This window comes from Micromonospora lupini str. Lupac 08 (assembly GCF_000297395.2).
Classification (GTDB): Bacteria; Actinomycetota; Actinomycetes; order Mycobacteriales; family Micromonosporaceae; genus Micromonospora; species Micromonospora lupini.
On the sequence record NZ_HF570107.1, the window covers coordinates 161549 to 176414 of the forward strand.

The window sequence follows — 14866 nt, forward strand, 5'->3', positions numbered from 1 at the left end:
TGCACACCGACCGATCCGGATCCGGCGGTTGCCGGGGTAGCAAACGCCGCGACGGGGTATGACTGATCCATGACGCCCGTACGCTCCCTTGCCCGCGCCATGCTGAGCGGCATCTTCGTGGTCAGCGGGTACCGCAACCTCCGCAACCCCGGCCGGCTCGCCGTGGCCGCCAAACCGGTGACCGACAAGGTCGCGCCGATGCTCAAGAAGGCGCACCCGAACTTCCCCACCGAGACCGAGACGTTGATCCGGCTCAACGCGGCGGTGCAGGTCGGCGCCGGGCTGATGCTGGCCACCGGGCGGTTCAGCCGGCCCGCCGCGCTGGTCCTCGCCGGCACGCTGGTGCCGGTGACCGTCGCCGGGCATCCGTTCTGGAACAACGACGACCCGATCGCCAAGAACAACAACGAGATCCACACCCTGAAGAACCTCGGGCTCTTCGGCGGCCTCCTGCTCGCCGCCACCGACACCGGCGGCAAGCCGGGCATCCGCTGGCGTACGGGTCACCGCATCGGCCACTCTCGACGTTCCATGCAGCGCGCCGTCCGCACCGCCCGCCGCGAGGCCCGGATCGCCGTCCGGTCAGCGGCCACCGCACGTCGACTCCCCGGCTGACCTGCGTCGATCTGCCTCAGTGTCACCCCCACCCCCCGCTAAGGCCACGAATTACCTGAACCACCCGGTAGGCGTTAACGCGGTGGAAATGTCAAAAACATGTGTGGGATCGGACACGGTCGCATAACGCGGGAGGCACTGACGTGAGGCGCCGTTCTAGGCTCCGTGCAGGACCTGGACGGGTAGGACGACCTTGGTACGGGGGTGGCCACGCCATGCCGACGACTGTCGGTAGACGGGCGGACCGCCTCGCCCCAGTTCAACGCATGACGCGGGGGATCGATCGCAGGAACGTCGTACGGGGTGCCATCGTGGCCGCCGTCGCCTACGCCGCATGGCTCGCCATCGGTGAGTTCGGGCGACCGTACAACTTCTTCGATATGAAGATCTACCATGGTGCGGTGGCGTGGTGGGCGAGCGGTCACGAGCTCTACGAGTTCATCGCGCCCGGCACCACGCTCGGCTTCACCTACCCGCCCTTCGCCGGGCTCGTGATGCTGCCCATGGCGCAACTGCCGATCGACGCGGCGGGGATGGTCAACGCCCTCGCCAGCATCGCGGCGCTCGCATTGGTGCTGGCCGGGCTGCTCCGCCCCATCGTGGACCGGTTGGCCTGGCCACTGTGGTTCACCGTGGCCCTGGCGGTGCCGCTCGCGCTCGCCATCGAGCCCAGCCGGGAGACGCTGGGCTACGGGCAGGTCAACCTCCTGCTGTTCGCACTGATCATGGCGGATCTGATCGGGCTGCGCTGGCGCTCGCGCCGGGGCACCCACTACGCAGCGACCGACGGCCCGCTGCTGCGCTTCGTCTACGGTGGCGCCTGGGCGGGCGCCGGCATCGGCCTGGCCACGGCGGTGAAGCTCACTCCGGCGTTGTTCATCGCCTACCTGCTGATCACCCGTCAGTGGCGGGTGGCGGCCACCGCGATCGGCACCACGATCGGCGTGACGCTCGGGACCTTCGCGATCGTCGGCGACGAGTCGCGGACGTACTTCGGCAGCGTGCTCTGGCAGACCGAGCGGGTCGGCGCGGCCGACATGACGCCGAACCAGTCGCTCGCCGGCCTGCTGGCCCGGCTGTACGACTCGATCGAGACTCCCGGGCTGCTCTGGCTCGCCTTCTCGGTGCTGATCCTGGCGGTGGGTCTGTCCCGGGCGGCCAGCTCACGCGCCGACGGTGACGAGCTGACCGCGTTCACGCTTGTCGGTCTGACCGCCAACGTGATCAGCCCGATCTCCTGGACGCACCACCTCGTCTGGGTGATCCCGGCGATCATCGTGCTGGCCGACGCCGCGGTCCGGCGACGGGAGGCGAGCAGGGGTCTCGGCCAGCGCACCGGTCAGGGCAGCGCGTTCGGTGGCCTGAGCGGGCTCAGCGGTCTTCGCCCGCCGATCTGGTATCCCACGCTTACCGGGTTCCGGCACGGCGTCGCCGCCCTCGGCCTCTACCTGCTCTTCCTGATCTCCCCCATCTGGCCGTACGAGCACCAACTGCCGGAGGTGTCGCACTACCAGGACGGTCTGTTCGGGGCGCTGATGGAGAACTCGCTGGCCCTCGCCCTGATCGTGCTGGTCGCGGCGCTGCCCTGGCGCCCCGGCGCCGAACCGGCGTTCTACGGCGAACGGCTCGCCCGGGCCGTGGTGGTCAACAGCCGCCGGTGAGCGGTCAGGGACAGTTGACCCATTCCTCGCCGCCGTCGGCGAAGACCTGACGCTTCCAGATCGGCAACCGGGCCTTGGCCTCGTCGACCAGCCGGGCGCAGGCGGCGAAGGCCGCGGCGCGGTGGGCGGTGCTCACCGCGGCGACAAGCGCCACGTCCCCGATGGCAAGCGGCCCGACCCGGTGGGAGACCGCCACCGCGTAGACGTCGGGATCGGCGGCGATCTCGGCGGCCACCTCGCGCAGCACCTGCACGGCGCTCGGGTGCCCCTCGTACTCCAGGCTCACCACCGGACGCCCGTGGTCGTGGTCGCGCACGACGCCCTGGAAGGACACGACCGCCCCGGCCCGCCGGTCGGCGACCGCCGCCTCGTGCGCGGCGAGGTCGAGGGGCTGGTCGGTGACCTCGACGACGGTGATCGTCGGCGCGGTCACGACGCCCGCTCCCCGGACAGCAGCGGCAACGGGACGATCGGCACCCGGTCACCCTGCGCGCCGTTGGTGCCCGGTCGGATGACGGCGAACCCGTCGGCGCCCGCGAGACCGCGCAGCATCGCCGAACCGACGTGCCGCACCGGGTACGCCGTGCCGGCGGCCCGGTCCAGACGGACCAACGCCAGATGGGTGTGGTCGCCGCGCCCCGGCACCGCCTCGGCCAGCGTGGCCTGGGGCAGCACCGGCATCGCGCGGCCCTGGAGCCCGGCGAGCAGCGGCGCGACAAGTGACACAAGCGCGACGATTGCGGACTGCGGGTTGCCCGGCAGACCGGCGACGAACCGGACCCGGCCGTCGTGATCGGCCAGCCGGGCGAGCAACATCGGGAAGCCCGGTCGGACCGCCACCGTGTTGACCACGTAGTCCGCGCCCAACGCCTCCAGGGTCGGGTGCAGGTGGTCGACCGGGCCGTGCATCGTGCCGCCGGTGGTGCAGACCAGGTCGGCGTTGGTGAGCGCCGCGCGCACCGCCGCCACGTGCGCGGGCAGCGTGTCGGCCACCGGGCCCACCACGTCCGACGGGCGGACGTGGCAGCCGTACCGACGCAGCCACGCGGGCACCGCCGGGCCCAGCGCGTCGCGCACACGGCCTGCCCCGGGCGGACCGGCCGTGAGCAGCTCGTCGCCGAAGACCAGCAACGCGGCGCGCGGCGCCCGCCGGACCCGCAGCGTGTCGTGCCCGCAGGAGGCGGCCAGGCCGATCACCGCCGGGTCGATCGGCGTGCCGACCGGCAGAAGCTCCTCATCGGCGTACGCCTCCTCGCCCGGCTGCCGCCACTCCGGCGCCGGCCGGGGCGTGCCGCTGACCAGGCCGCCCTTGACGGTGGACTCCTCGATGCGCAGCACGGCGGTGGTGCCCTCGGGCACCATGGCTCCGGTCGCGATCTCGACTGTCGTGCCGTCCTCGGCGAGTGGCGTGGGGGTGTTGCCGGCCAGCACACGCCCGACGACGCGCCACGGCCCGGTGCCGCGCACCGCCCAGCCGTCCACGCTGGAGGTGGGGAACGCGGGCAGGTCGGTGCGGGTGGTCAGCGGCTCGGCCAGGGTCAGCCCGTCGGTGTCGACAAGCGGCCGGGCGACGGCAGGCAGCGCGGCGGCCAGCCCCACCGCGTACACCCGGGACCGCGCCTCCTCCCACCCTGCTGGCGGGGGCGCGGCGACCCGGTCCGCGGTCGGTGCGGTTTCCGTGCTCACCGACCGAGCCTATCGGGACGGACCGACGCCCGCCGGGCCTGGGCGCGACCGGCGGGTGGGTCGGTGGTCGCCGCGGACCGATCAGTGGTCACCGCCGCGGACGGACCGGTGGTCGCCGGCTCGGAGTGGTCAGTGGTCGCCGCCGCGGAGCTGGTCGACGGTGTGCCCGAGGATCGGCCCGAGCACGGCCAACCCGTCGCGGGCGCCGCCGGTCGAGCCGGGCAGGTTGACCACCAGCATCCGACCGGCCACCCCGGCCAGGCCCCGGGACAGGACCGAGGTGGGCACCCGCTCGCGACTGTGCGACCGGATCGCCTCGGCGATGCCGGGGATCTCGTAGTCCAGCAGAGCCCGGGTCACGTCGGGCGTCCGGTCGGACGGGGTGACCCCGGTGCCGCCGCTGGTCAGCACCACGTCGACGCCGTCGCTGACGGCGTCCCGCAGCGCGACGCCTACCGGCTCTCCGTCGGGCACCACCACCGGCTCGTCGACCTGACAGCCCAACTCGCGCAGGCCGGCGACGAGCAGCGGGCCGCTGGTGTCGGCGTAGACGCCGGCCGCGGCCCGGTTGGACGCGACGATCACCCGGGCCCGGATCACGGCCGATTCTCCGGCCGGACCCACTCGCCGGTCTTGCCGCCCTCCTTGCGCAGCACCCGGACCGCCTCCACCGAGGCCGCCGGATCCACCGCCTTGACCATGTCGATCAGGGCCAGGCCGGCGACCGCGACCGCGGTGAGCGCCTCCATCTCGACGCCCGTCCGGTCCGCCGTACGAGCGGTGGCGGTGATCTCCACCGTTTCTGCCGTGATCCGCAGGTCGACTGTCACACCGTGCAGGGCGATCGGGTGGCAGAGCGGGATCAGGTCCGGAGTGCGCTTGGCCCCCATGATGCCGGCGAGCCGCCCGACCGCCAGCGCGTCACCCTTGGGCAACCCGTCGCGGTGCAGCAGGTCGACGACCTCGGGCGTGGTGCGCAAACGGCCCGCCGCGACGGCCACCCGGCCGGTCACCGGTTTGGCGGAGACATCGACCATGCGGGCCGCGCCGGCACGGTCGACGTGGCTGAGCTGCGCGGGTTCGGTCACGGCCGTGAGCCTATCGGTGCGGTACGACGCACCGGGGCTCGGAAGGGGCGCGGCCCGGCACTCGCCGGGTGCGACAGCGCTCACCGGGCCGCGCCCCTTTCCTCGCCGGACCCGCCGCCGAAGTCGCTGGGGGGACCTGGCGGCGGGCGCGTGTCGACGACCCGGTTCTGCCCACGGGCAGAACCTCCCCCGTTCGCCGATACGTTCCAGAAGCTACCGGGCCCGGCGATAAGAAATCGATAAGCGACGTTCGCGCAGGTCAGCACCCCGCATCGACGACACTGGCACCCAGTTCGGCGAGGCGGCGCTCGACATCGAGGCGTTCCGGTACGCCCATCCGACGGAAGATCGCCAACGCCCGCTCCCAGTGCCGCCGGGCCTCGGCCGGGTCGATGGCCTTGAAATGCTCCGCGAGGCCCGCCAGTGCACGCCCCTGCTCGTGCGGGTGTGCGATCCGCGTCGCCAACCGCAGGGCCTCGCGGTGCATCTCGGCTGCAGCACGGTCCCGCCCGCGTGCCCGCAGCGTGCGGCCCAGTTCGTTCAACGCCGCGGCCTCGACATGCCGCTCGCCCGAACCGACCGCGAGGGTCCGAGCCAACTCATGCTCCTGCTTGGCCTCCGCCAAGCGACCAAGACCGCGGTAGGCGATGCCAAGGTCGAGGCGTACCTCTGCCTCGCCGTAGCGGTGGCCGGTGCGGTCGCGAAGCGCCAGCGAGGCCCTGAGGATCCTGATCGCCTGATGGAAATCTCCCATTCGGGTGCGTACCGATCCGATATGGCTGAGAGCGTTGAGCACGTGGAACTCGTTCGAGTTGGTTCGGGCCCAGGCCAGGTGACGCCGGTGAATCCATAACGCCTCTTCGTAACGGCCCAGTGACGTGAGGGCGATACCAACGTTCGGTAACGCGTTCGGCGCTCCTGCGTTGCCGTAGCCCCGGTAGTCACGCAGATGTTCCATACCGAGTGCCACCGCCTCGGTCAGATTGCCGCTCCAGTAGTGGACCGGGGCAAGATTGGCCTGGTAGCGAGCCGTGTTCAGCATGTCCCGGGATTCCTTGGAAAGCTCGACCGCGCGGGTCAGGTGTTTCAGGGCTTCCCGGTTGTCGCCGGTCCGGACGTAAGCGGAGGCCAGGTAGTTCTGCATCAGCGCCGTCGACTCGGCGTTGCCCGTCGCCTCTGCCGCTGCCAGCCCCTGCTGGTGGGTCACGATGATGTCCTCGAAGTATCCGCGGATGTAGCAGAATCGCCACAGGGCACGAGCCAGCCGCCAGGCGTGCTCGTGGAAGCCCGCCTCATGTGCCGACGCCACCATCGTCACCAGGTCCGCCCGCTCGGCTTCCAACCACTCGACGCTCGGCTCGCCAAGAGCCTCCAGCAATTCAGGCCGACCGAACGGGAGATGACTGACCTGGCTTTCGATGACAACGGGCTCGATAATCTCAGCAATCCGCAGTGCCGCTGCCAGGGTGAAGTCGAGCAGTTGGGCCAGGGCTGACCGGCGGTCCTGCGCCGAATCGACGTACAGGCATAGCTCGACGGAGTACTGGCGCATGAGGTCGTGCAATCCGTATTGCCTGGAGTTCAGATCCTCCACCAGGTGCCTGTCGGTGAGGTCGTCGAGAGCCGCGTGAGCTTCCGCCACCGTCAGCCCGGCCAGTGCCGCGACCGCCGTTGGGCTGAACCGGCTACCGGGGTACAGACCCAGAAAGCGAAAGACCCGCTTGGTCGACTCGGGGAGAGGTTCGTAGGAGGCGGCGAACGCACCGGTGACTGTGCTGTTCTCCCCGGCCAGATGAGGGAGAACCGACGCCGCGCCGGCCATCTGTGCCGCGAGATCCGCCAACCGCCAACCACGTCGGTGCGCCAGCCGGGCGCCGGCCAGCCGAATCGCCAGGGGAAGATGGCCGCACCGCCGGACCACCTCCACCGCTGCTTCCGGCTCGGCGTCGACCCGTTCCCGCCCCACACTCGCGGCCAACAGGTCGACGCCCTCCCCAGACGACATGACCGGCAGGGACTGCGACGCGCCGAGGTCCGGGTGGGTGAGTCGGCGTCGAGACGTCACCAGCACGACGGCGGTGGGCTCGATCGGCAGAAGCGGCAGGATCTGGTCGCTGCTGGCGGCGTTGTCCAGAATGATCACCGACCTCCGGCGGGCCAGTTCGCGTCGCCAGAGTTCCGTCCTGTCGTCGAGGTCAACCGGCACCCGCTCAGGCGGCACCCCAAGCTGGCGAAGCAGGACGACAAGAGCCGACGCCGGTCCAATCAGGTCCTTCTCGCCATGCCCCCGCAGGTCGACGTACAAACGGGCATCCGGGTACCGGTCGCTCAGCCGGCGGGCCAGGTGCACGGCAAGTGTTGTCTTGCCGCTGCCGGCCATTCCGTCGATGACGTGCACGGCCGGTACGCGATCCTCGACACGCCGCGTCTCCGCCAACAGCCTGGCCACGACGGCCTCCCGACCAACGAAGTCGGTGACCGAACGAGGCAGATGATCCACCGCTGCGACTGTGGGCATCTGCTTCGTCGTCGGGTCACCCGCCGGTCCTGGTGGGGACCCAGCAAGGCGCCCAGCCGTGCCTTTGCTCAGGCCGGTGACGACGGGTTTCCGGCTCGGCGCCTCGGTGAGGATCCTGCGCCGCAACTTTTCGAGGTTGGCCCCCGGGCGCACCCCCAGCTCCGTCATCAGATGCCTGCGAATCTCGTCGTACGCGACAAGCGCCTCCGCGTTGTCACCGCGCTCGTGCAGGGCCCGCATGAGAAGGAGGTATGTCGGCTCTCGGAGCGGATGAAGGGCAGTCACCGCGCGCAGTGACGGAATTGCGAGATCATCCCGCCCGGATCGCAGATGAACCTCGGCGAGGAGTTCCACGGCCAGAAGACGCTCCTCCTCCGCAGCGACGGTTCGAGCCGTCAGGACGGGCCCAAGCGGGATGCCGGCGAGCATGGGACCCCGCCACCGCACCAAAGCGCTGCCCAGCAGTTCCGACGCACGCGACAGGTCGCCAGCGCCCAGAGCATCCCGGCCAGCGTAAAGCTCGTCCTGGAAGCGGAAGACGTCGATCACATCCGGCCGCAAGGCGAGGCGATAGCCGTTCCCCTGCCGCACGAGAGTCGCGTCCGCGAGCGCTAACGTCTCGAACTCCCGGCGAAGATTGGCCGCATAGGTCCGCACATTCGCCACAGCGGAACGCGGAGGACGGTCGGCCCACAGCTCGTCTATGAGGCCGGACAACGTCACCAACTGGCCTGGCTGGACCGCGAGCATCGCGAAGATTACCCGTTGTTTGGGCGTACCCAGGTGCAACTTGTGGTCGGCAAGCAGCACCTCCAGGCCACCCAGCAGGTTGATCTCCACCGGCCCTCCGAATTCGCGTCTATCGGTGTCTAGCTGATCACACTGGGGAAGGTTAACGGTGGTCAGAATGCAGGCCAACCCCCCAACGAGACACCCCAAATCCACACCGACCAGGCGACGGAGAGCAGATTCTGTCCGACCGGATTGACCCTGAGCCCAAACTGACGGATGAGGCCAGGCGCACGTCCTGGCCACACTAGGGAGGAGGCGACAACGCCGATAGCCTCTCCGCAGCGCGCAAGCTGCGGATCGCCAGTGCAGCACGACCGCGCTCCGCTCAGGTGGCATGGACAGACCGTCACAAAGGCCGCTGACTTGGCTAATGTTGCGTATACCGACATTTATCGCTACTAAAACTGCCTAACTGCTCTTAGGCTCCCATCACGAGAACGGATCCGGAATTCGGAAACGGCCGGACGAGTGGAGGGAGCATGCAATGCGCGGCAGCGACTGGTTCTGACATCGAAGTAGCACTGAGCGGTAAGCTCCTGTCGTCAACAGGTAACTGTGGGCGACGACAGGAGCTTCATGAGCCAGGTGTCACCGCAGAGTCCCCGGGCAGATCGGTCGCTTCTGCTGCTCGTCGGTCTCATCGTCGTCATGGCAATCGTTCCCACAGTCATCGCTGGGGCCAACGTGTTGACCCGTCGCCCCGTCTCGGTAGGCGACGGTGCGACATTCGTAGCGCTGACCTTCATGACTGCGCTTGGCACGATCGTCATGGCACCTATCCGAATTCGCTCGACCACACACGGCATCACCTGGGTCGAGACGGCGATCGTGATAGGGCTTGCCGTGGCACCACCCGCCTGGGTGGTACTGGCGACCGGGGCTGGCGTCGGTATCGCATCAGCCATCATGAAGCTGCCGATGATCAAAGCGGCCTTCGGCGTCAGCAAGAACATTCTGGTGGCTGGTGGAGCGGGCCTCACCACTTTGGCCATCCCCTGGCAGTGGCCGCCGGCCGGCGTGGTCGAGCTGGCCACCTTGCTCGGGGCGATCTACCTGGTGGCGGCACTCCTCGACGACCTGCTGGCCATCCCGGTGATCGCTCTCGCCACCGGCACGCGAGTGTCCCGTCAATTCCTGAACAACCTTGACCTGCGGATCGCCGGCTTCGGCGTGCGATTCATCGTGGCTGTCTGCACGCTGCTCATCCTCCGCGAGGACCCCCGACTGCTGCTTGCCGTCCCGCCACTGATGTTGAGCCTGCACCTGGCCTACTCCGCACGCATCAGAGGCCGCACCGAGCAACAGGCGTGGCAGCGACTCGCCCGCACCACCGACGCGCTCAACGTCGTCGACCTGGACAACGTGCTCACCACCGCCGTCACCCAGGCCGCCGAGCTGTTCTCCGCCGACGAGGTCGAGATCGAGCTACGCGACGGCGGTCGCACCGTTCGCGGCGGTGCCGGCGGCATCACCTTCGACGGACCGACCGGCACGTCCACCGACGTGGACGGCACCATCGTGCCCACCCCGCTGGAAGGCCACGACCGCTCCGTCGACGTCGGCATCCTGCGCCTGCGTTTCCGTGGGCCGGTGCAGCTCTCCGAGCGGGAGCAGTACACGCTGCGCACGTTCGCCTCCGCCCTCTGCACGGCCGTCCGCAACGCCCAGGCGTACGCCGAACTGGCCCGCGTGGCCGACGAACACGCGTACGCCGCCACCCACGACGCGCTCACCAACCTCGCGAACCGGCGGCACCTCCTCGACCAGGGCACCGAGCATCTGGGCGCCCGACACGCGGACGGGGTGACCGCACTGGTGTTGATCGACCTCAACCACTTCAAGGAGGTCAACGACACCCTCGGCCACGCCGCCGGCGACCAGGTGCTGGTCCAGGTCGCCGACCGGTTGCGACGCGCCGCCCAGTCCAGCGACCTGGTGGCACGCCTCGGCGGCGACGAGTTCGCCGTACTCCTGCGCGGGCTGCCGGCCCCCGCGGTGGCCGCGCACCGGTCCGAGACGCTGCTCGCCGCCCTGCACGAGCCGTTCGAGCTGGACGGCATGCGCATCAGCGTCGAGGCCAGCGGCGGAATCTCCGTCGCCCCGGCCAGCGGCGGCATGGCCGAGCTGCTGCGCCGCGCGGACGTCGCGATGTACCAGGCGAAACGGGCCGGTCAGCGGATCTCCACGTACGCCCCGACCCGGGACACCGCCGACCTGAGCCGCCTCACCCTCGGCGGCGACCTGCCTCGTGCCGTCGCCGATCACGAGTTCATCGTCAACTTCCAGCCGATCGTCGACCTGGGCACCGGTGAGGTGACAAGCGCGGAGGCGCTGGCCCGCTGGCACCACCCCACACACGGGCTGATCGACCCGCTGCGCTTCCTGGAGGCGGTGGAGCGTTCGGGAATGCTGCCGGCCTTCGCCGAGGCGATCCTCGACCAGGCACTGATCGCCGCGGTCAACTGGCGCGACGCCGGCTTCGACGTACCGGTCGCGGTAAACGTGTCGCCGCGCAGCCTGCTCGACGCCCGCTTCCCCGGCTCGGTGCTGGCCCGGCTGCGCGCCCACGACCTCCCGCCGGACCGGCTGGTGCTGGAGCTGACCGAGACGCTGACCCTCAGCCAGCTCGACGTGGTCGACCGGGTACTCAGCCGGCTCCGCGACGAGGGCGTGCGGTTGGCCCTGGACGACTTCGGCACCGGCTACTCCTCGCTCTCCCTGCTCTCCCGGATCCCCGTGCACGAGCTGAAGATCGACCGCAGCTTCGTGACGACGATGGAGAGCTCGGCCGAGGCCGCAGCCGTCATCCGCTCCACCCTCGACCTGGGCCGCAGCCTCGGCCTGGCGGTGGTGGCCGAGGGCGTGGAGAGCGAGCCGCAGCGACGCGCCCTCTGGGAGTTGGGCTGCGTGGCCGGCCAGGGCCACCTCTTCGCCCGGCCGATGCCCGCCGGCACCCTGCTCGCCACGTTGCAGCGCGGCTCGGGCGGCCAGCCCGGCACCCTGGCGCCGCCGCTGCACGACACCGGCGCGGTGATCCGGCTGAGCCAGACCCGCCGCCAGGCCGGACGCTCCCGCCCCGACCGCCTTCCCCACCTCCCCGCCTGACCGCGCGGCAACACGCCACCGCCGCTTCCGCCAGGACCGCCACGGGAAGCAGAGTGGCCGCCGCCGTGTGACCGGGGCTGGCCGGCGTCGGGAAGCGGAGGAGCCGGTCGCCGTGTGTGACCGACGCCGGCCGGCTCCCCGCGGACAACCGGGTGAGCAGCGAGGTCTGCCAGACTGGCGCTCGTGATCGCCGACGCCCCGACCGCCCGCCGCCACCGCTGGCGGACGCTCGACACCGCCGCCGGCGGACTCGCCCTCGACCTGGGCCTCTACGCCGTCTCGACCCTCTTCGCGGCGGTCACCGCGCTCACGTCGACCCTGCTGCCGCACCGCGCCTGGGGCGCGGTCGCCGCCGTCGGCTACCTGGTCGCGACGCTGGCGGTGCTCGTCCAACTCCTCCTACGCCGGCGCAGGCCGACGACCCGACTCGTCGGCCTTCCCGGCCGCTGGGCGGTGACCGGCTTCGCCTGGGTGAGCACCGCGCTGCTACCCGCGCTCTGGCAGAGCGTCGAGCGGGCCACCGGACGCACCGACCGCGCGCAGGAGGAGGTGCTGGTCGTCGAGCAGGCCGGCATCCGCCTGCTGCAACACGGCACCCCGTACCTCGGCCGCGACGCGATCGCCGCCCTGCCCGCCGGTGACCAACTGCTCGGCTACACGCCGTACCAACCCGGCATGGCGCTGTTCGGCCTGCCCCGGGCACTCGCCGACACCTGGTGGACCGACGCCCGGGTGTGGTTCGCGCTGGGCACGGCGCTGGCGCTCGCCCTGGCCGTGGCCGCCCTGCGCGCCGCGCCCGGCACCGTCGGCCGGCCTCTGCTCGGGGCGCACCGGTCCGACGCCGCGCTGCTGCGGGGCGTGCAGGCCGCCACCGTCCTGCCGATCTGCGCGCTCACCCTCGCCACCGGCGGCGACGACATGCCCGTACTCGCGCTCTGCCTGCTGGCCCTCGCACTCGCCGCCGCCGGTCGGCCCGGCCGGGCCGGCCTCGCGGTCGGCCTGGCGGGCGCGCTGAAACTGTTCGCCTGGCCGATCGCCCTGGTCCTGATCGTCTGGGGTCTGACCCGGCGGGCCGGCGCCCGCGTCGCGGCCGGCGCGATCGGACTGCCCATCGCCGCCCTGCTCCCGGCCCTGCTCGTCGACCGCGACGCGCTCACCGAGAACGTCCTGCGCTTCCCGCTCGGACACGGCCTGGTCACCAGCCCGGCGCAGTCCCCGTTCCCCGGTCAACTGATCGCCGCCACGATGCCCGGCGGCCGGCTGATCGCCGCCGCCCTGCTGGTCGCGGCTGGTGCGGCCATCGCCGTCCGACTCGCGCGCCGCCCGCCCGGCACCGCCGCCACCACCGCGCTGATCTGCGGGTACGGACTCCTCGCCGCGATCGCGCTGATGCCCTCCACCCGCTTCGGGTACCTGCTGTACCCGCTGGCCCTGCTCACCTGGGCACCCGCCCTGCACCGCCCCGACGCCACACCGACCACTCCGACGCCCGACCCCCTGCCCGGTCGGGCCACATCGGTCTAACCGGCAGGCGGAACACCGCCGCACGGCGTACACCTGAAGACATGACCACCTACCGCGACCGCGCCGAGGCGGGCCGGGTGCTCGCCGAGCGGCTCACCGCCCTCGTCGGCGAACCGGACGCCGTCGTCCTCGGCCTCGTCCGCGGCGGCGTACCGGTGGCCCGGGTCGTCGCCGAACGGCTCGGCGCCCCACTCGACGTGCTTGTCGTCCGCAAGCTCGGCATGCCCTGGGCCCGCGAGGTGGCCTTCGGCGCGCTCGGCCCGGGCGGGGTGCAGGTGCTCAACGACGCGATCGCCAGCCGCCTCAGCAGCGACGACATCGCCGAGGTCAGCCACCGCGAACAGGCCGAGTTGGAGCGGCGCGAGCGGCTCTACCGGGGCGGTCGCCCACCGTTGGACCTCACCGGGCGCGTCGCCGTGATCGTCGACGACGGTCTGGCCACCGGCGCCACCGCCCGCGCCGCCGTCGAGGTCGTCCGCCGGCTCGGCGCCCGCCGCGTGGTGGTGGCCGTGCCGGTCGGCGCGCAGGAGGCGTACGAGCTGCTGGCAGCCGAGGCCGACCAGGTCGTCTGCGCCCAGCGGCCGCCGGATTTCGGCGCGGTGAGCGTCTACTACGACGACTTCCACGAGGTCTCCGACGACGAGGTCGTCGACGCGCTCACAGCAACCGCTTAGCTCGACCAGGTACCGTCGGGTGATGAATAGCCTCACCTGTCCCAAGTGTCACGGCGAAATGCGTCAATACGAGCGCAGCGGCGTCGTCATCGACCAGTGCGGGGAGTGCCGGGGCATCTTCCTCGACCGCGGCGAGTTGGAGAAGCTGTTCGAGGCAGAGGCCAACTGGAGCCGCCAGCAGGCCGGCGGCCCGCCGCAGCCCGCCCAGCAGCCGGGTGGCTACCCACCGCCGCACCAGCCCGGCTACGGCGCGGTCCCCCCGCCGCCGCCCCCGCCGCCCGTCCACGGCTACCCGCCGGCGCCTGCCTACGGCCACCAGCAGCAGCACCAGGGCTACCACGGCCACTACCGGCAGAAGAAGCGCAAGGGCTTCCTCGACGAGATGTTCGGCTGAGCCCGACGGCAGAGTGGTCCCAGGCGACATGCCTCTGAGTCACGGGACTCAGAGGCATGTCACTCGTGGCGGGTCGCACGTCTCGTTGGCGGCCGGGGTGCGTCATGCGAGGCTGCATCACATGACCGAGATCCAGCAGGATCAGGCTCTCGCCGAGGCGTACGACGGCATCACCGCCGTGGTCGACGACCTGGACGACGCGCACCTGCAACGAGCCACCCGCTGCCGGGGCTGGCTCGTCGCGGACCTGCTGCTGCACGTGCTCGGCGACGCCCAACGGGCGCTTGTGGCCCTGGCCAGCCCCGTCGACGGCCCCGCTGATGTGGACGACGTGTCCTACTGGCGCGGCTTCCCGGGCGGCGATGACGGGGCCGTGAGGCACGCCTGGTGGGTTCGCCGGTCGGCGTCCGCCTTCGACCGGCCGACAGGCATCGCCCGAGTCTGGAAAGAGACCGCCCCGGCGGCGGTCCGTGCCGCCGCGGCGGCAGACCCCGAGGGGTACGTCACCACGCAGGGGCACGTGCTCCGCGTACCGGATCTCCTGGCCACCCTGACCACCGAGGCCGTGGTGCACCACCTGGACCTGACGCCCGAGCTGCCGGACGCGCCGCCGCCCGGCCCACTGGCGGTACGGGTCGCGGTTTCCACTATGGACGGCCTGCTGAGCGACGACGCGGTCCGCCCCGCCGGATGGGACGACACCGAATTCCTCCTGAAGGCCACCGGCAGGATCCCGCTCAGCGACCGGGACCGATTGGAGCTGGGCGAGGCGGCGGGCTGGTTCCCCCTGCTGGGGTGACCCGATCCAG

12 protein-coding genes are annotated in these 14866 nt (G+C 71.2%); 7 read left to right on the forward strand and 5 right to left on the reverse strand.

What is annotated here, in order from left to right:
* Positions 1–69 precede the first annotated feature (69 nt).
* Together MILUP08_RS00845 and MILUP08_RS00850 are read left to right on the forward strand one after the other, a co-directional pair.
* Positions 70–615: a DoxX family protein gene (locus MILUP08_RS00845; RefSeq protein WP_007453796.1), complete on the forward strand. Its 546-nt coding sequence runs from the start codon at positions 70–72 to the stop codon at positions 613–615.
* A 215-nt stretch (positions 616–830) separates the two neighbouring features.
* Positions 831–2276, forward strand: a complete 1446-nt coding sequence (locus MILUP08_RS00850) for a glycosyltransferase 87 family protein (protein WP_007453797.1) — start codon at positions 831–833, stop codon at positions 2274–2276.
* 4 nt (positions 2277–2280) lie between these two features.
* On the opposite strand, the gene MILUP08_RS00855 is transcribed toward MILUP08_RS00850, so the two are convergent.
* From MILUP08_RS00855 to MILUP08_RS00875, 5 genes are all read right to left on the reverse strand, one after another.
* Complete coding sequence (locus MILUP08_RS00855; RefSeq protein ID WP_007453798.1) at positions 2281–2709, reverse strand: molybdenum cofactor biosynthesis protein MoaE; 429 nt, start codon at positions 2707–2709, stop codon at positions 2281–2283.
* Entirely contained in the window at positions 2706–3962 is a 1257-nt protein-coding gene (locus tag MILUP08_RS00860) for a molybdopterin molybdotransferase MoeA (RefSeq protein WP_039905029.1), read from the reverse strand. The genes MILUP08_RS00855 and MILUP08_RS00860 overlap by 4 nt, the downstream gene beginning before the upstream one ends.
* Before the next feature lie 129 nt (positions 3963–4091).
* Positions 4092–4562, reverse strand: a complete 471-nt coding sequence (locus MILUP08_RS00865; protein WP_007453802.1) for a MogA/MoaB family molybdenum cofactor biosynthesis protein — start codon at positions 4560–4562, stop codon at positions 4092–4094.
* Entirely contained in the window at positions 4559–5050 is a 492-nt protein-coding gene (gene moaC, locus MILUP08_RS00870) for a cyclic pyranopterin monophosphate synthase MoaC (protein ID WP_007453803.1), read from the reverse strand. The genes MILUP08_RS00865 and moaC overlap by 4 nt, the downstream gene beginning before the upstream one ends.
* Positions 5051–5309: 259 nt before the next feature.
* Entirely contained in the window at positions 5310–8408 is a 3099-nt protein-coding gene (locus tag MILUP08_RS00875) for an AfsR/SARP family transcriptional regulator (RefSeq protein WP_007453804.1), read from the reverse strand.
* 528 nt (positions 8409–8936) lie between these two features.
* On the opposite strand from MILUP08_RS00875, the gene MILUP08_RS00880 reads away from it, so the two are divergent.
* From MILUP08_RS00880 to MILUP08_RS00900, 5 genes are all read left to right on the forward strand, one after another.
* Positions 8937–11465 carry a putative bifunctional diguanylate cyclase/phosphodiesterase gene (locus MILUP08_RS00880; RefSeq protein WP_039905031.1) on the forward strand — a complete coding sequence of 843 codons (2529 nt, stop codon included), beginning with the start codon at positions 8937–8939 and terminating at the stop codon, positions 11463–11465.
* Between the two features lie 186 nt (positions 11466–11651).
* Positions 11652–12989: a glycosyltransferase 87 family protein gene (locus MILUP08_RS00885; RefSeq protein WP_420329256.1), complete on the forward strand. Its 1338-nt coding sequence runs from the start codon at positions 11652–11654 to the stop codon at positions 12987–12989.
* Positions 12990–13030: 41 nt separating this feature from the next.
* Positions 13031–13663, forward strand: a complete 633-nt coding sequence (locus MILUP08_RS00890; RefSeq protein WP_007453807.1) for a phosphoribosyltransferase — start codon at positions 13031–13033, stop codon at positions 13661–13663.
* A gap of 22 nt (positions 13664–13685) precedes the next feature.
* Positions 13686–14057, forward strand: coding sequence for a TFIIB-type zinc ribbon-containing protein (locus MILUP08_RS00895; RefSeq protein WP_007453809.1), 372 nt, complete (start codon positions 13686–13688; stop codon positions 14055–14057).
* A gap of 121 nt (positions 14058–14178) precedes the next feature.
* Positions 14179–14856 (forward strand): maleylpyruvate isomerase N-terminal domain-containing protein, encoded by a 678-nt coding sequence (locus MILUP08_RS00900; protein ID WP_007453811.1) that lies wholly within the window; start codon positions 14179–14181, stop codon positions 14854–14856.
* The last annotated feature ends 10 nt before the right edge of the window (positions 14857–14866 follow it).